This window comes from Streptomyces sp. NPDC002265 (genome assembly GCF_040296125.1).
Classification (GTDB): domain Bacteria; phylum Actinomycetota; class Actinomycetes; order Streptomycetales; family Streptomycetaceae; genus Streptomyces.
Genome location: NZ_JBEOWS010000206.1, coordinates 1 through 17,285, shown reverse-complemented (window position 1 = coordinate 17,285; position 17,285 = coordinate 1). Strand labels below are relative to the sequence as shown.

Annotated in this window: 14 protein-coding genes and 1 pseudogene; 10 read left to right on the top strand and 5 right to left on the bottom strand. The window is 72.2% G+C overall.

Annotated elements, in window-relative coordinates:
* Positions 1 to 48: 48 nt before the first annotated feature.
* From ABT085_RS29650 to ABT085_RS29635, 4 genes are all read right to left on the bottom strand, one after another.
* Positions 49 to 699, bottom strand: a complete 651-nt coding sequence (locus ABT085_RS29650) for a putative DNA-mimic protein (RefSeq protein WP_351614514.1) — start codon at positions 697 to 699, stop codon at positions 49 to 51.
* Between the two features lie 68 nt (positions 700 to 767).
* Positions 768 to 3,197, bottom strand: a complete 2,430-nt coding sequence (locus tag ABT085_RS29645) for a dolichyl-phosphate beta-glucosyltransferase (protein ID WP_351614512.1) — start codon at positions 3,195 to 3,197, stop codon at positions 768 to 770.
* Complete coding sequence (locus ABT085_RS29640; RefSeq protein WP_351614510.1) at positions 3,194 to 3,895, bottom strand: GntR family transcriptional regulator; 702 nt, start codon at positions 3,893 to 3,895, stop codon at positions 3,194 to 3,196. Before ABT085_RS29640 ends, ABT085_RS29645 begins: the two co-directional genes overlap by 4 nt.
* A 116-nt stretch (positions 3,896 to 4,011) precedes the next feature.
* Entirely contained in the window at positions 4,012 to 5,367 is a 1,356-nt protein-coding gene (locus ABT085_RS29635) for an aspartate aminotransferase family protein (RefSeq protein ID WP_351614507.1), read from the bottom strand.
* A 219-nt stretch (positions 5,368 to 5,586) separates the two neighbouring features.
* Between ABT085_RS29635 and ABT085_RS29630 the strand changes: the two genes are divergently transcribed.
* Complete coding sequence (locus ABT085_RS29630) at positions 5,587 to 7,698, top strand: serine/threonine-protein kinase (RefSeq protein ID WP_351614505.1); 2,112 nt, start codon at positions 5,587 to 5,589, stop codon at positions 7,696 to 7,698.
* Positions 7,699 to 7,825: 127 nt separating this feature from the next.
* Entirely contained in the window at positions 7,826 to 9,367 is a 1,542-nt protein-coding gene (locus ABT085_RS29625) for a substrate-binding domain-containing protein (protein ID WP_351614502.1), read from the top strand.
* 58 nt (positions 9,368 to 9,425) lie between these two features.
* Here the strand turns inward: ABT085_RS29625 and ABT085_RS29620 are convergent, their stop codons facing one another.
* Positions 9,426 to 10,172, bottom strand: coding sequence for an SLATT domain-containing protein (locus tag ABT085_RS29620; protein ID WP_351614500.1), 747 nt, complete (start codon positions 10,170 to 10,172; stop codon positions 9,426 to 9,428).
* 290 nt (positions 10,173 to 10,462) lie between these two features.
* Between ABT085_RS29620 and ABT085_RS29615 the strand changes: the two genes are divergently transcribed.
* From ABT085_RS29615 to ABT085_RS29580, 8 genes and pseudogenes are all read left to right on the top strand, one after another.
* Complete coding sequence (locus ABT085_RS29615) at positions 10,463 to 10,807, top strand: YbaB/EbfC family nucleoid-associated protein (protein ID WP_351614518.1); 345 nt, start codon at positions 10,463 to 10,465, stop codon at positions 10,805 to 10,807.
* A gap of 113 nt (positions 10,808 to 10,920) precedes the next feature.
* The gene (gene recR / locus ABT085_RS29610; protein WP_351614497.1) at positions 10,921 to 11,520 is read left to right on the top strand and encodes a recombination mediator RecR; all 600 of its coding nucleotides are present in this window, start codon (positions 10,921 to 10,923) and stop codon (positions 11,518 to 11,520) included.
* Positions 11,513 to 12,172, top strand: coding sequence for a DUF5063 domain-containing protein (locus ABT085_RS29605; protein ID WP_351614494.1), 660 nt, complete (start codon positions 11,513 to 11,515; stop codon positions 12,170 to 12,172). The genes recR and ABT085_RS29605 overlap by 8 nt, the downstream gene beginning before the upstream one ends.
* A gap of 303 nt (positions 12,173 to 12,475) precedes the next feature.
* Positions 12,476 to 13,750 (top strand): aspartate kinase, encoded by a 1,275-nt coding sequence (locus ABT085_RS29600; RefSeq protein ID WP_351614492.1) that lies wholly within the window; start codon positions 12,476 to 12,478, stop codon positions 13,748 to 13,750.
* Positions 13,750 to 14,817: an aspartate-semialdehyde dehydrogenase gene (locus tag ABT085_RS29595; protein ID WP_351614486.1), complete on the top strand. Its 1,068-nt coding sequence runs from the start codon at positions 13,750 to 13,752 to the stop codon at positions 14,815 to 14,817. Before ABT085_RS29600 ends, ABT085_RS29595 begins: the two co-directional genes overlap by 1 nt.
* A gap of 524 nt (positions 14,818 to 15,341) precedes the next feature.
* Positions 15,342 to 15,917: a SigE family RNA polymerase sigma factor gene (locus ABT085_RS29590; protein ID WP_351614516.1), complete on the top strand. Its 576-nt coding sequence runs from the start codon at positions 15,342 to 15,344 to the stop codon at positions 15,915 to 15,917.
* Between the two features lie 116 nt (positions 15,918 to 16,033).
* Entirely contained in the window at positions 16,034 to 17,068 is a 1,035-nt protein-coding gene (locus ABT085_RS29585; protein WP_351614483.1) for a hypothetical protein, read from the top strand.
* Between the two features lie 123 nt (positions 17,069 to 17,191).
* Positions 17,192 to 17,285: pseudogene (locus tag ABT085_RS29580) on the top strand (phosphoadenosine phosphosulfate reductase domain-containing protein); the annotation flags it as partial.

The window sequence follows — 17,285 nt, the reverse complement described above, 5'->3', positions numbered from 1 at the left end:
GGGCGCCCTTCGGGGCGCCCCTCAGCTCGTGCGCGGGCCGGTGCCGGGTCAGCTGAACACGATCATCGAGCCCTGCGCGAGGCTCCGGGTCGCGGCCGCGTGCAGCCCCAGCCAGACGTGCCGTTCGCGGGCGAAGGGGCTGGGGTCGTACGGCGCCGGGGCGGCGGGCTGCTCCAGCTCCGTCGGGGTGGGCGGGGGTTCGGGGGTGAGGGGCGGGTTGGCCGCGTCGATGCCGATCACCGGGGCGACCAGCTCCAGTTCCCGCAGCAGGGACTGCGAGGAGCCCAGCGGGCCGCCGCCGGCGAGGAGGTCGTCGTCGGCCAGCGGCCGCGGGAAGTCCACCGGCACATAGGCGCCCGCGTGGTCGTAGTGCCAGACCAGGTGCGACTGCTGGGCCGTCGCCTCGAACATCTCCAGGAGCTGCTCGTAGTCGCCGCCCAGGTCGTCCACCGGCGTCACCGGCAGTCCGCACACCTGGAGGAGGTAGGCGCGGCGCAGGAAGTGCAGGGCGTCGTAGTCGAAGCCCGCCACCGGAGCGACCTCGCCGGACAGGCCCGGCATGTACTGGTACACCGGCACCGGCGGCAGTCCGGCCTCGGCGAGCACCTTGTTGTACTGCGCGAGTTCCTCGGCGAACGGGTTGTCGGGCGTGTGGCACAAGACGTCGACGAGCGGTACCAGCCACAGGTCACAGGCCAAAGAGAGCTCCTCGCTCAACGTGTAGCACGGTGGTCAGGGAAGGGAAGAGTAGTCGGTGCGGCAGGGGTTCAGCTCCCCTTGTGCAGGTCCCATACCCACACCCCGCCGGTCCACCTACCGGGCCGGCCGACCAGCTTCTCCAGGGCCTGGCGCAGCTGGGTGTCGTTGGGCTGCGGGGCGAGGACGAGCGCGCCCGCCTTCCAGAAGGCGAAGTCCCCCGCGGCCTGCGCCTTCCAGTTCTTGCCGATCACCGGGACCTTGCCCGAGTAGCGGATGTCCCGCAGCAGGCTGGAGGTCTCGCGCGGGGCGGCGCCGTAGATGCCGATGCGGTCCTCGCCGTAGGGGCCGTTGAAGTAGCCGCCGGGCAGCTTGAAGCCGAGGCCCGCGACCGTCTGCCAGTGCAGGGCCTCCGCGTTGCCGGGGTCGGGCAGCGGCACCGGGACCAGGCTCTCGCCGTCGCGGACGTACGACTTCCACAGACCGTCCTTGATGAAGGCGGGGACGTCCGCGCGTTCCGTCGACTTCAGGGGCGCGGGGATCAGCGGGAGCAGGGCGAGCGAGACGGCCAGCAGTCCGGAGTAGACCGTGCCGATCCGGCGGACGGTGGCCAGCCGTTCGATCGCGAGCGCCAGGAGCATGCCGAGGACGGGGGCGCAGACCATCGCGAACCGGCCCTCGATGACCGACTCGAACAGCGGCTTGTCCGCCAGCAGGGCCCAGGGGCCGGGCAGGACCGTTTCGGTGAGCGGGACGCGGATCCTCGGGCCCATCGACAGGAGGGCCGCCGCCAGCGCGGTGAACGCCAGCGCCTTGACCAGGGCCCGCTCCCACAGCCGTACGACGATCGCGAAGGCGAGCAGGACCAGCGGCCAGCCGTAGAAGGCGTTCTGCTCGGTCGGGTTCAGCGAGAGGGCGTTCGCGCGCACGGCGTCGCCCGCGATCAGGGAGCGTTCGGCGAAGGCGAGCAGGGCGAGCGGGCTGTTGCCGGCGCCGGTGCCGTGCAGGACGCTCTGGTAGCTCTGCGGCCCGGTGAACTGCCAGGCCAGCGGGTAACAGATGATCGGCAGACAGACCGCGGCGGCGATCGGCAGGCCCCGCAGCAGCGGCCGCCCGGCCGCCTTCGCCACGTCCCGGCGCAGCAGCCCGTAGGCGCCGGCGAACAGCAGCATCCCGACCGCCGCGAGCAGCAGCGGCTCCTCGCCGAGGAACACCTGGTAGGCCGTCATCAGGCCCAGGACCACCGCGTCCCTGGTCACCCGGGTGCCCGCGCACAGCCGCAGCGCACGGTCGATGATCAGCGGGATCATGAACAGGATCACGAAGTTGGGGTGGGCGTTGGCGTGGCTGACCATCGGCGGCGCGAAGGCGGCCAGCGAGGCGCCGAGGAAGGCCGCCGTCCGCTGCCGTACGACCCGCTTGACGATCAGCCAGTACCAGGCGGCCGCGGTGGCGGCCAGGCCCAGGGTCATGCACAGGCTCAGCGCGAGCGCCGGGCCGAACAGCAGGGTGAGCGGGGCGAACGGCACCGACAGGCCCAGCATGACCGTGTTGGCCATGAGGTTGACGCCGTTCGGGAAGCCCTGGAGGTCGGTGAAGAGCGGGTTGCGCAGATGGGCGACGCTGTCGGCGGTCACCGCGAAGAACCATTCCCACTGGTTCTGGTCCTGGAGGGAGTCCGGGAGGTAGCGGTGGGAGGGGTCGAAGAAGCGGCCCGAGTACAGGGCCGTCGCCATCAGCAGGAACAGCAGGACCGCGAAGGCGTCGGCGGGACGCAGGGCGCGGAACTTCAGCCGGCCGAGTTCGCCGAGGACCCGGACGTAGTCGAGGGGCCGCACCTTCGACCCGGACTGGTGGGACCAGCTGACCGGGACCTCGGCGAGCGGCCAGCCGGCGCGGCGGAAGTACTGGAGGACCTCGACGTCTATGCCCCAGCCGTCGAGGCGGGAGGCGGCGAAGGCGGCCCGCGCCCGGTCGCCGTCGAACAGCTTGAAGCCGCACTGGGTGTCGCGTATCCCGGGGACCGCGACGCTGCGTATCAGGAAGTTCCCGGCGCGGCCCAGCAGTTCGCGCAGCCGGTGCTGGCGGTGGCCGATCGTCGCGCCCGGCACCGAACGGGAGCCGACGGCCGCCGCGTTGCCCTCGCCCAGTGCCTTGTCGAGCTTCTCCAGCTCCTCGATCGGCGCCGCCAGGTCGGCGTCCGTGACCAGCACGCGCCGGCCGCGCGAGGCGGCCACGCCGATCCGCAGGGCGTGGCCCTTGCCCCGGTTGCGGGGGCTCGCGATCAGCTGGATGCGGGGGTCCTCGCGGGCGGTGACGATGTCCCGGGTGGCGTCGGTGGAGCCGTCGTCGGCGACCACGATCTCCCACTCGCCCCAGCGGCCCTCGGGCTCGTCCAGACAGCGGGTGATCGCGTCGAGGGTGGGACCGAGCCGCTGTTCCTCGTTGTAGGCGGGTACGACGACGGTCAGGTCGACGCGGTTTCCCCCGGCGCCGCTCATCCCTCCGCCTGCCGCTCGATGAGGGCCAGGGAGTGCCCGTTGTACTCCTCGATGATCGCCCGGGCGGCGGTGGTGTCGTACTGGGCCAGGGCGTCGACCAGCCGGGTGTGGCCGGACCACAGCCGGCCGCGCAGGTCGCCCTGGTGACGCAGGTGCTGCACCGCGCACACCCAGGACTGAACCCGCAGCCGGTGCAGGAAGTCGACGAGGTAGGGGTTGCCGAACAGGGCGCTGAGCTCACGCCAGAACCGCAGGTCGTAGCCGATCAGCACGGCCAGGTCACCGGCGGCGGCGGCGCGCTGCGCCTCCTCGCCGCGGCGGCGGACGGCCGCGACGGCGGCGGCGACCCGGGGGTCCGACAGGTCCCGGAACCGCTTGTGGCCGGATTCGAGCGCGTGGAACATGCCTTCGGTGACCAGGCCGCGGGCCTCGACGATGGCCCGGAAGTCCTCGAACGAGTACTCGTGGACGCGGAAACCGCGGTGCTGGTCGGCCTCCAGGAGGCCCTGTGCGGAGAGGTCGACCAGCGCCTCGCGCACCGGGGTCGCGGAGACCCCGTACTGGTCGGCGATCTCCTTCACCGTGAACTCCTGCCCCGGCTGCAGGCGACCGGCCAGCACCTCGTCACGAAGCGCGTCCGCGATCTGCTGGCGCAGGGTACTGCGGGTCACGGCGCCGTTGCCGGTGGGGCCGGGCATGGTCAGGGGGTCTCCCTCGTCGCGTGGCAGGTGGCGTGCTCGTGCGCAGCGCTCGTGCATGTATACGAGCACGCCACCTTACGCGTTCGGGTTCCCCGACCGCCCGGACCAGGGGTTCACTCCGTGTGTTCGTCGGCCACCGAGAGCGCGGCGTCCAGGGCGGCCAGCCCCTCCTTCAGTTCCGCCTCGCTCGCGTTGCACGGCGGCACGAAGTGGGTCCGGTTCATGTTGACGAAGGGCCACACGCCGTTCTTCTTCGCGGCGGCGGCGAACGCGGCCATCGGCGCGTTCGCCTCACCGGCGGCGTTGTACGGCACCAGGGGTTCCCGGGTCTCCCGGTTCCTGACCAGGTCGAGCGCCCAGAACATGCCGACGCCGCGCACCTCGCCGACGCTCGGGTGACGCTGCGCCAGCTCCCGCAGCCCCGGTCCGACGACGGACTCGCCCAGCGTCGCCGCGTTCTCGACGATCCCCTCCTCGGCCATCACGTTGATCGTCGCGACGGCGGCCGCACAGGCCAGCGGGTGACCGGAGTACGTCAGACCGCCGGGGTAGGGCCGCCTGGCGAAGGTCTCCGCGATCGCACCGCTGATCGCGACCCCGCCCAGCGGCACGTAACCGGAGTTCACGCCCTTGGCGAAGGTCATCAGGTCCGGCACCACGCCGAACAGGTCGGCCGCGAACCACTCACCGGTGCGCCCGAACCCGGACATGACCTCGTCCAGGACGAAGACGATCCCGTACTTGTCGCAGAGCTCGCGCACCCCGGCCAGATAGCCCGGCGGCGGCACCATGATCCCGGCCGTGCCCGGAACGCTCTCCAGGATGATCGCGGCGATCGTCGCGGGCCCCTCGAAGGCGATCGTCGTCTCCAGGTGCTCCAGCGCCCGCGCGCACTCCTGCTCCTCGGTCTCGGCGTAGAAGCGCGAGCGGTACAGGAACGGCGCCCAGAAGTGCACGACCCCGGCCGCGCCGCCGTCGGAGGCCCAGCGGCGCGGGTCGCCGGTGATGTTGATCGCCTGCTGGGTGCCGCCGTGGTACGAGCGGTACGCCGCGAGCACCTTGGGGCGGCCGGTGTGCAGCCGGGCCATGCGCACGGCGTGCTCCACGGCGTCGGCGCCGCCGTTGGTGAAGAAGATCTTGTCCAGGTCGCCGGGGGTGCGCTCGGCGATCAGCCGGGCCGCCTCCGAGCGGGCCTCGACGGCGAAGGCCGGGGCGAACGTGGACAGGGTCGCGGCCTGTTCCTGGATCGTGGCGACGACCTTCGGGTGCTGGTAGCCGATGTTCGTGAAGACGAGGCCGCTGGTGAGGTCGAGATAGCGGTTGCCGTCGTAGTCCCAGAAGTACGACCCCTGCGCGCCGGCGACGGCGAGCGGGTCGATGAGCTCCTGGGCGGACCAGGAGTGGAAGACGTGCGCGCGGTCCGCGGCCTTCACGGCGGCGCCGGCCTGGGGGTCGGTCTGAGGCGTCATGGCGGCGAGCGTAAGTGTCCGCCCCACGCGGGCGACAGTGGCGTCCTGTCTGCGGACGACCGCTTTTTGCGACAGGTTGTCCACGTGTGGCGGCGGCCGGGACGGGCCCCGGGCCCGGTGCGGGCCGGCAGCCCTTCGGGGGCCGCCCCCGGACGACTCGCCCGGGGACCGGATTATTCTCGCTGCATTGCACACCTGTGGGGGGAAGGCGGCGCAGTCATGGAGAAGCTGAGGCCCGGGGATCCGCCGCAGATCGGCGGGTACCGGCTGCTGGCGCGGCTCGGGGCCGGCGGGATGGGCCAGGTGTATCTGGCGCGCTCGGACCGGGGGCGGACCGTCGCGGTGAAGCTGGTGCGCCGGGAGCTGGCCGAACAGGAGGTGTTCCGGGCCCGGTTCCGCCAGGAGGTGCAGGCCGCGAGCCGGGTCGGCGGCCACTGGACCGCGCCGGTGCTGGACGCGGACACCGAGGCCGCGGTGCCGTGGGTGGCCACCGGTTATGTCGCCGGGCCGAGCCTCCAGCGGGTCGTCGGGCAGGACCACGGGGCCCTGCCCGAGCGGTCGGTGCGTGTCCTCGCCGCCGGGCTCGCCCAGGCGCTCGGGGACATCCACGCCGCCGGGATCGTCCACCGCGACCTCAAGCCGTCCAACGTGCTGGTGACCATAGACGGCCCGCGGGTCATCGACTTCGGGATCGCGCGGGCCCTGGAGACACCGACCGAGAACGGGCTGACCCGCACCGGCTCGCTCGTCGGGTCACCCGGCTTCATGGCCCCCGAGCAGGTGCGCGGCGACCGGGTCACCCCCGCGTGCGACGTCTTCTGCCTCGGTTCGCTGCTCGTGTACGCCGCGACCGGCGCCCTGCCCTTCGGGCCCGCGGACAGCGGGGTGCACGCCCAGATGTTCCGCATCGCCCAGGAGGAACCCGATCTGACGGGTGTGCCCGAGGGCATCGCCGAACTCGTCCGCGCCTGTCTGAGGAAGGACCCGGCGGCCCGGCCCTCGCTCGCCACGATCCTGGAGCGGACGGGCGCGCAGGACACCGTCGTGGGCGGCCGCTCCCGTGATCCCTGGCTGCCCGCGGCACTGGTGGCCCAGCTCGGCCGGCACGCGATGCGGCTGCTGGAGACGGAGAACCCCGCGGACGCCGCGCAGCCGGGCGGCGGGGAAGTCCGGGGCGGCGGGGAAGTCCGGGGCGGCGGGGAAGTCTGGGACGGCGGGGAAGCCCGGGACGGCGGTGGAGACGGCAACGGCCGGGGAGGCCCGGGCGGTCAGGGGAGCCCGGAGGTTTCGGGGGCTCCGGGGGCTCCGGGGGCTCCGGGGGTTCCGGGGGTTCCGGAGGGGACCACGCCCGCGCAGGAGACCGTTCCCGCTCCCGGCCCGCAGGCCGCCCCCGGGTACACCCCCGCCCCACAGGCCGCTTTCGGGCACACGCCCGCCCCCGAGGCCGCCCCCGAGCACGCGTCCGCCGCGGACGACGGTTCCGCCGCGGACACGGGCGCCGGGAGACCGCCCGCCCCGGCCCCGGCACAACGGACGGACGCGGCGGCCCCGGCCCCCGTCCAGCCCGCCCACGGCCACCCCCAGCATCCGCAGCAGCACCCCGTGCAGCACCCGGCCTACGGCCGCCCCCAGTACGGCGCACCCGCACCGCACGGGCCGTACCACCCCTACGGCGACCCCGGCGCCGCCCCGTCGTACAGCCCTCCGCCCGCCGGCGCGACCGTGTTCCACCCGCCCGGCGGCCCGCAGGAGCCGCCGCCGCGCGACGGCCGCTCCACGGCACTCCTCGTCGTGATCGCCCTGGTCGTCGCGCTGGCCGCGGGCGGCTCGGTGTTCGCCCTGATGAGCGGGGGCGGACGCCCCGGCACCGGCCCCACCGCCGCGCCGACCACCGCCCCCGCCTCGGCGCATCCCACGGCCCCCGGCCCCTCCGGGAGCCCGGCGAGCTCGGTGCCCGCCTCCGAGCCGCCCGCCGACGGAGCCGTGCCCGAGGCGTACCTCGGCACCTGGGCCGCCACGATCGACAGCGCCGCCGGCCCGAACACCCGCCGGCTGACGATCCGGCAGGGCCGGGTGGGCGAGGCGCTGCTCACGCTGGTCGCCGAAGGACCGGCGGGACAGGGCACGTACCACTGCGAGTTCACCGCGCACCTGACCCGGAAGCCGGGCACGGACGGCCCGTTGGAGATCGGTCCGTCCACCGTGACGTCCGGCGAGCCGCGTTCCTCCTGCTCGCCCGGTGCGGCGACCGAGGTCACGCTGCTGCCGAGCGGCGCCCTGGAGCGCGTGAACACCAGCACGGGGGAGTCGCTGACGTACGTCAGAGGGTGAGCAAGTGCCCTCGGTCGCAGGCGTAGTTGAACGTACGGCGAACTTCACAGGCGTGGCCTGGAATGCCCGTTCGCGCGGCCTTACGGTGACCGCACGATTTCGGCTCGGGGCAGCGGGGGCACCCACGGTGGAGTGGCTGAGCGCAGAGAACGTCGTGGCCGTGGGGACGGCGGTCCTCGGCATCGTCGCGTCGGGTGTCATGGTCTGGTACGAGCGCCGGGTGCCGCGCCGCAAGCGGATCGGCTACCGCGTACAGATGGACAACCCGATCGGCGACGACGTCAGATCGGGCCGGGCCAACAGGCGGCTGGGCCTGTTCGACGAGGCCCCGGGGATGGCGGACGCCACGCTGGTCCTGCTGCGGATAGAGAACGACGGTTCGCAGAGCATCGCCGACAACGACTACACCGGACGTGAACTCCACGGTCTGACAGCGGTGTTCACCGAGCGCACCATCCGGGGCGTCTCGGTCACCCAGCCGTCCGGGACCGACCACCTCATGGACCACTTCACCCCGGCCGCCGGGCTCGGCTACGAGGGCAACACCCTGCGCATCCCGCGCGTCCCGCTCAACCGGGGCGACCATTTCAAGCTGCTCGTGCTGCTCTCCGGCGGCGACGTGGGCTGCGAGATCCGGCTCAGCGGCGGCATCCGGGACGGGGAGGTGCACCCCAACCGCAGCGCGACCCCGGACGAGAAGCCGCCCCTGTTCAGCCGGGCGGCCCGGATGATCACCATCATGCTCACGCTCAGCGTGCTGACCCTCGCCGGCATTGTCGTGTCCGGCGACGGGACCCCGCCGCCCATCGGCTGCGCGCACGGCACCCTGACGGTCACCGGCTCGACGGCCTTCGCCCCGGTGCTGAAGGAGGTCGCGCAGAAGTACCAGCAGGACTGCGCGGGGTCGACGGTGGTGGTCGACGCGCACGGTTCGACGGCGGGCATCCGGGACCTGGCGGAGGCCGGCCAGGACGGCAAGAACGGTGAGAACGGCAAGGGCGCGCCGTCCCTGATCGCCCTCTCCGACGGACCCAAGCCCGCCGGCATGCCCGAACTGCGCGAGAACCGGATCGCCGTGTCCGTCTTCGCGCTCGTCGTCAACGACGACGTCCCGCTGAAGAACCTGTCGACGCGGGACGTACGGCGGCTGTACCGCGGCGAGATCACCGACTGGCGGCAGCTGGGCGGGCCGGACCTGGCCGTGCGCATGGTCAGCCGGGACGCCAACTCCGGGACCCGGCAGGTCTTCCAGCGCCGGGTGCTGGGCCGGGGCGAGATCGCGAACTCCTCCGTCGACTGCGTCCACAAGGACGACCCGACGGCCCCGGTGATCCGCTGCGAGCTGGACTCGACGGACCAGGTGCTGTCGACGGTCGCCGACCTGCCCGGCGCGATCGGCTACAGCGAGCTCAACGCGGCCGACCGCGCGCCGGGCCTGCACCATGTGGACCTCGACGCCGACCCGCCGTCCGTCGACGCCATCGAGCACGGCACGAGCGACTACCCCTACCGGGAGATCGAGTACGCCTACACCTACGGCCGCCCCCCGGCCGACTCGCTGGCGTCGAGCTTCCTGACCTATCTCGCGCGCGGCAACGGCCAGGACGTGATCCGCACCCATGGGCACATACCGTGCTGGACGCCGGAGGGCATGAAGCTCTGCGCTTAGGCGTCCGTGTCCATGCCCGTGTCCATGTCCGCGTCTGTACCTGTACCGGCCGCCCGGTTCAGCGAGGTTCGGGCGGGCGCTGCCGTGGCATGTTCGGCCGGGTCGGGCCCGGTGGCAGGGGGAAGCGGCCCGGTCCGGACCCGGTGTCCTGCCGGGGCACGGAGGCCATCGCCGACTGGATGCCCAGCGGTGCCGACCCGGTGCGGAACTCCACCATCCAGTCGGCGGTCTCCGTGCGCACCAGCTCGGTCACGTCCTCCGAGAACCGCCGCAGCACGCCCAGGCAGCGTTCGGCGGCCTCGCTGGCGGTGCCCTCCGCCGGTCCCAGCACCTCCCGCACGCTCTCCGAGGCCCAGTCGAACTGGAGCAGCTGGAGCCGCCGCTGGATCGCCTGCGCGGTCGCCACGTCCCTTATCCATCCCGACGTCACCCCGAAGAACCGGTCGACGCCCACGCACGCCCCCGCCAGCAGCAGCGCGAGATACCCCCAGGGCGCCAGCCCGTCGGCGACCCCGGTGAAGTCCAGGAACGGCAGCGCGGCCCCCGCGGCCGCCCCGGTCGCGGCACCGGTGCGCAGCGCCCAGGCGACCCGCCGCTTGCCCACCCGGTCGGACAGGTACCAGGCGGCGGTCTCCAGCGCCCCGCGCTCCACCCACCGGTACAGCTCGTCCAGCCGCGTGGCGGGCTCGCCCCAGTCGCCGGACGGGAACGCCCGCCCGGTCAGATCGCCCGGCCGCGGCCCGGCCGGGCCCTCGCCGCGCCCGTCCTGAGGCGGACCCTCGGGCTGCATCTCCGGCTGACCCACCCGGCACTCCCTACTGATCCCGACCGATCACGTTGCGTGACGTACTGACATCCTCACATCGCGCCACCGTGACGTCTGATGCTGATGCGCCGCATCCTTCCTACTGCCCAATGGGTGGCGAAGAGGCCGGTTTCCATGCTTTTCCGCCTGGAAGAGGGGCTTGATCAGGTATAGGACGGACAATCGTGTCACTCGAAAGAGTGCCAGGGCGATGCCTGCCTGGACCACGTAGGCTCGTGCCAGGCGAGGAAAACCTCGCCCCGACAGCCGTACGAAACCAGGAGCTGATCGTGATTCCCGGTGGTGGCCAGCCCAATATGCAGCAGCTGCTCCAGCAGGCCCAGAAGATGCAGCAGGACCTGGCACGGGCGCAGGAGGAACTGGCGCGGACGGAGGTCGACGGTCAGTCGGGTGGCGGCCTGGTGCGGGCGACCGTGACGGGGTCCGGCGAGCTGCGCGCCCTGAAGATCGACCCGAAGGCGGTGGATCCGGAGGACACCGAGACCCTCGCCGACCTGGTCGTCGCGGCGGTCCAGGCGGCCAACGAGAACGCGCAGACCCTCCAGCAGCAGAAGCTCGGCCCGCTGGCGCAGGGGCTGGGCGGCGGCAGCGGCATCCCCGGCCTGCCGTTCTGACGTTCGTACCGAGTCAGGCCCGTACCGCCTTCCTCGAACGGGCGACGGCCAACTACGGTACGTACTGAAAGTCCTCGAAGACCCAGGAAGCGAAACCCAGGAAGGGCAGTCCGTTGTACGAAGGCGTGGTCCAGGACCTCATCGACGAGCTGGGGCGGCTCCCCGGCGTCGGTCCCAAGAGCGCGCAGCGGATCGCCTTCCACATCCTCCAGGCGGAGCCGACGGACGTCCGCCGGCTCGCGCACGCCCTCCTCGAAGTGAAGGCGAAGGTCCGCTTCTGTGCGACCTGCGGCAACGTGGCGCAGGAGGAGCTGTGCGGGATCTGCCGCGACAGCCGCCGCGACACCACCGTCATCTGTGTCGTCGAGGAGCCCAAGGACGTCGTGGCCATCGAGCGCACCCGTGAGTTCCGCGGCCGCTACCACGTCCTCGGCGGCGCGATCAGCCCGATCGAGGGCGTGGGACCGGACGACCTGCGGATACGGGAACTCCTGGCCCGCCTGGCCGACGGCGCGGTCACCGAGCTGATCCTGGCCACGGACCCGAATCTCGAGGGCGAGGCGACAGCGACGTATCTCGCCCGCATGATCAAGCCCATGGGCCTGAAGGTCACCCGCCTGGCCAGCGGCCTCCCGGTGGGTGGCGACCTGGAATACGCGGACGAGGTCACTCTCGGCCGCGCCTTCGAGGGGAGACGACTCCTAGATGTCTGACGCCACGCTGCACGCGATCGAGCCGAGTCCGGACGACTTCGCGGTCCAGATCGCGGACCAGATCGAGAGCTTCCTGGTAGCCGTCACCGAGGTCGCGAAGGGCGACGAACCCGGTTCGACCGTTCCCTTCCTCCTGCTGGAGGTCTCCCAGCTGCTGCTGGCGGGCGGCCGGCTCGGCGCGCACGAGGACATCGTCCCCGACGAGCGCTACGAGCCCGACTCGGGCCCGGAGCCGGACGTGGACGACCTGCGCGAGAACCTGGCCCGCCTGCTGGACCCGATCGACGTCTACTCGGAGGTCTTCGACCCCTACGAGCCCCGCAAGGCGCCGGTCCCGGCCCGGATCTCCGACGACCTCGCGAACGTCATCACCGACCTGCGCCACGGCATGGCCCACTACCGCGCGGGCCGCACCACGGAGGCCCTGTGGTGGTGGCAGTTCTCCTACTTCTCCAACTGGGGCTCGACGGCCTCGGCCACGCTCAGGGCGCTGCACTCGGTGCTGGCCCACGTCCGGCTGGACCAGCCCCTGGAGGAGCTGGACGGCCTGGACACGGACCAGGACGTGAGCGACGACGCGCTGGAGATCGAGGCCGGCCGGGTCATGGCGCAGGAGATCGCGGGCCCGCTGGGGCTCGGTCCGGTCTCCTAGGGCCCGTCGGTGCGAGGGGGCGGGGATCCCAGGCCCGGGATCCCGGCTCCGCCCTCGCGCAGCCGCCCGACCGCCTCTGCCCTACCGCCTCTGCCCCTACCGCCTCTGCAAGCTGAATCACAGCCCCCGTTTGTGTGCCGCGGGTGTCAGTGGGCAGGGAGTGTTCTGGGTACGAGCGGGCGGCCGGACATCTCACCATGCGATACCGCGGAGGTGAAATTCGGGCGCTCGTTAGACTGAGCCGACCCCGCAGTACACCGGCGTATGTGCGGGAAATCAGACAAAACTGAGCGAGGAGCGCACGTGGGCCTTGTCGTGCAGAAGTACGGAGGCTCCTCCGTAGCCGATGCCGAGGGCATCAAGCGCGTCGCCAAGCGAATCGTGGAAGCGAAGAAGAACGGCCACCAGGTGGTCGTCGTCGTTTCCGCGATGGGCGACACGACGGACGAGCTGATCGATCTCGCCGAGCAGGTATCCCCGATGCCTGCCGGGCGTGAGTTCGACATGCTGCTGACCGCCGGAGAGCGTATCTCCATGGCACTGCTGGCCATGGCGATCAAAAACCTGGGCCACGAGGCCCAGTCGTTCACCGGCAGCCAGGCAGGCGTCATCACCGACTCGGTCCACAACAAAGCCCGGATCATCGACGTCACGCCGGGCCGGATCCGCACCGCGCTGGACGAGGGCAACATCGCCATCGTCGCCGGCTTCCAGGGTGTCAGCCAGGACAAGAAGGACATCACCACGCTCGGGCGCGGCGGGTCCGACACCACGGCCGTGGCCCTGGCCGCCGCCCTCGACGCCGAGGTCTGCGAGATCTACACCGACGTCGACGGCGTGTTCACCGCCGACCCGCGGGTGGTGAAGAAGGCGAAGAAGATCGACTGGATCTCCTTCGAGGACATGCTGGAGCTCGCCGCGTCCGGCTCCAAGGTGCTGCTCCACCGCTGTGTGGAGTACGCCCGCCGCTACAACATCCCGATCCATGTGCGCTCGTCCTTCTCGGGACTCCAGGGCACCTGGGTCAGCAACGAGCCGAAGCAAGGGGTCCAGAAGGTGGAGCAGGCCATCATCTCCGGTGTCGCGCACGACACCTCCGAGGCCAAGATCACGGTCGTCGGCGTGCCGGACAAGCCGGGCGAGGCCGCCGCGATCTTCCGCACCATCGCCGACGCCCAGGTCAACATCGACATGGTCGTGCAGAACGTGTCCGCGGCCGCGACCGGCCTGACGGACATCTCCTTCACCCTGCCGAAGACCGAGGGCCGCAAGGCCATCGACGCCCTGGAGCGCAACCGGTCGGGCATCGGCTTCGACTCGCTGCGCTACGACGACCAGATCGGCAAGATCTCCCTCGTCGGCGCCGGCATGAAGACCAACCCGGGTGTCACGGCGTCCTTCTTCGAGGCACTGTCCGACGCGGGCGTGAACATCGAGCTGATCTCCACCTCCGAGATCCGCATCTCGGTCGTCACCCGTGCCGACGACGTGCCGGAGGCCGTCCGCGCGGTGCACACCGCCTTCGGCCTGGACTCCGACAGCGACGAGGCCGTCGTCTACGGAGGCACCGGCCGCTGATGACCGCAACCGGTCGCTCCGCACGGCCGGCGCTGGCGGTCGTGGGAGCGACCGGCGCCGTCGGCACCGTCATGCTCCAGATCCTGTCCCAGCACGCGGACATCTGGGGCGAGATCCGTCTGATCGCCTCGCCGCGCTCGGCCGGCCGCAAGCTGGCCGTGCGTGGTGAGGAGGTCGAGGTGGTGGCCCTGTCGGAGGAGGCCTTCGACGGGATCGACGTCGCCATGTTCGACGTGCCCGACGAGGTCGCCGCGCACTGGGCCCCGCTCGCCGCGGCCAGGGGCGTGGTGGTCGTGGACAACTCCGCCGCCTTCCGGATGGATCCCGAGGTGCCGCTCGTGGTGCCCGAGGTCAACGCGCACCGGGCGCGGGTGCGGCCGCGCGGGATCGTCGCCAGCCCGAACTGCACGACCCTGTCCATGATCGTGGCGCTGGGCGCGCTGCACGCCGAGTTCGGGCTGCACGCGCTGGCCGTCTCGTCGTACCAGGCGGTGAGCGGCGCCGGACGGGCGGGCGTCGAGACCCTGCGGCGGCAGCTGTCCCTGGTCGTCGGCACCGAGCTGGGGTCGGGCCCCGGTGATGTGCGCCGGGCCGTCGGGGACGACACCGGGCCCTTCCCCGAGCCGGTGGCCCTGAACGTCGTGCCGTGGGTCGGATCGCTGCGCGCGGACGGCTGGTCGTCGGAGGAGATGAAGGTGCGGGACGAGTCCCGCAAGATCCTCGGACTGCCGGAGCTGCCCGTCGCGGTGACGTGCGTACAGGTCCCGGTGGTGACCACGCACTCGCTCACCGTGCACGCCCGCTTCGAACGCGAGGTGACCGTGGGGCGGGCCCGGGAGATCCTCGCCACCGCCCCCGGGGTCGTCCTGTACGACGATCCGGGCGCCGGCGAGTTCCCGACGCCCGCCGACGTGGTCGGCACGGATCCGACCTGGGTCGGGCGGGTGCGCCGGTCGCTGGACGACCCGACCGCGCTGGAACTGTTCGTGTGCGGCGACAATCTGCGCAAGGGCGCCGCGCTCAACACCGCGCAGATCGCCGAACTGGTGGCGGCCGAGCTCGGCTGAGGGGCCGGCCGCCGGGGATGATGCCTGGCCGCGGCCATCTTATTTGTACTATCCAGGTGTTCTTCTTTGTACTATCCATGTGTCGCGTGTGCGGTGCTTGTGAGGCGGGTGGGGCGGACCGGTGGTCCAAACCACTTGATCATGAGGCCCGCACGACCGAAGATTTTCTCCCCGTCCTCCGCAACCGCGCCGAGGGCGGGGAGCGTCTTTGCGGTCGCCCTTCCGGGTGTGGGGGCGTGTGTGATCCAGGCGTGGGGACACCGTGGCGCGGGAGTGGGGACGCCCGCGTATCGACATAGGGGAAGAGCGGGACGCATGAGGGCAATCGAGGCAACGTTCGTTGTGCTGCCTGACGCGAGACCGTCGGCCGGCACAGCCGACGCGAAAGTAAAAGTGACGCCCGGCACGTACAACCCTCACCGGGGGGAGCGTGTCCAACTGGCGTGGCAGAGGTACTCGAACTCACAGCGGCGCCCCGCGGCATCGTGCTGCGCCCGCCCCGACCGCCGCGCATGCCCGGCGGCATGCCGGTGATCTCGCCCGTGCCCGCAGCGCGGCCCGCCCGCATCCCGAGCCAGCGTGACGGCGCCGACGACACCGTTGCGGCCGGCACGACCGTCGACCACCTCACCGAGACCTACCGCGCCCACTACCGCTCGCTGCTCGGACTCGCGGCGCTCCTGCTCGACGACACCGCCTCCTGCGAGGACGTCGTCCAGGAGGCGTTCATCCGCGTCCACTCGGCCCGCAAGCGCGTGCGCGATCCGGAGAAGACCCTCGCCTATCTGCGCCAGACGGTCGTCAACCTCTCCCGCTCCGCGCTGCGCCGGCGCATCCTCGGCCTCAAGCTGCTCTCCAAGCCGATGCCGGACATGGCGAGCGCCGAGGAAGGGGCCTACGACCAGCTGGAGCGCGACTCCCTGATCAAGGCGATGAAGGGCCTCCAGCGCCGCCAGCGCGAGGTGCTGGTGCTGCGCTACTTCGCGGACATGACCGAGGCCCAGGTCGCCGAGGCGCTCGGCATCTCGCTGGGCTCGGTGAAGGCGTACGGGTCCCGTGGCATCGCGGCCCTGCGCGTCGCCATGGAGGCGACGGCGTGAGGGAAGAAGCCGAGGGCAGGGACTCCCATGAGCGGCACGAGCCGTACGCGTGGCACGAGCCGATGACGTCGCCGCACGAGCAAGGACCGAAGCAATCGCACGCTGGGAACGGAACCGTGAACCACAGCCCTGACGAAAAGAGCCCGGCCGGGCTCGACTCGGGCGAGCTGGCGCTCCGCAGCCTGCTGCACGAGGCCGTCCGGGACATGGAGCCGCGCGACGGCACCCTGGACCATCTGCGGCGCGCGGTACCCGCCCGCCGGGCGCGCAAGCGGCAGGCAGCCGTCGGCATGGCGGCCGCCGCCCTCTTCGTCGGCACCGCCATCCCCGCCCTGCTGCACGTCTCCTACTCCGGCGCCTCCGACGCCGACCCGTCGATCGCGGCCGACAGCTCCCAGGCGCAGGGCGGTGCCACCTCGGGCAAGAACCCGGACGGCGGCGCCGGCATCTCCGGCGGGAGCGGCGGCAAGACCGGAACCGGCCAGGACGGCCCCAAGGACACCGGCCAGAGCAAGGACCCCGGCAACGCCACCGGCGCCTCCGCCGACCCCACCGCCAGCAGCACGCAGACCGACCCCGTCTGCACCGCCGGCCAGCTCGGCTCCAGCAGCGCGACCGCCGAGGTCCCCGACTCGGCCGGCGTCGTCTACGGCACCTTCCGGGTCGCCAACGTCTCCACCACGGGCTGTACGGTCGGCGGGCCCGGCAGCGTCTCGCTGCTCGCCCAGGGGGCCGCGGACGCCACCCGGATCACCGTCGTGGAACATGCCGCGGGCGACGCGGCGGCCGGACTGCCCGACCCGTCGCTCTACGTCCCCCAGCTGACCATCGCGCCCGGCTCCGCCTACGAGGTGAAGTTCGCCTGGGTGCCCTCGGCTACCTGTCCCACCACCGGCGCGGGCAACGGCTCCGACAGCGGCGGCGGCACCCCCGCCCCGAGCCCGAGCCCCAGCGGAGGGAGCGCCGCGTCGGGCTCCACCACCGGCGGCGACACCGGCACCTCCGCACAGACGATCAGGGCGGACGGCACGGCCGACGGCAGTGTGGTCGCCTCGTACACCCCGGAGGCGGGCTCGCCGACGGCCTCGGTCGCGGTGTCCAACGCCTGCACGGGCACGATCTACCGGACGGGCGTGCTGGCAGCGTCGTAACGGCGACGGGCACGGCGATGGACACGGGTACGGCCGCGGGCGCGACAGCCGGGCCGCCGGGGGCGGTGCGGGTCGGGCGCGGGATCCGGTGACGTCGACGGGCCGTCGGGGAACTCCTCGGCGGCGGCCCGGGTGAAGCCGGGAGTGGCCGTGGTCTTCCTCGACACCGGCTATCACTTCCCGGAGACCATCGGCACCCGCGACGCGGTGGCCGCGG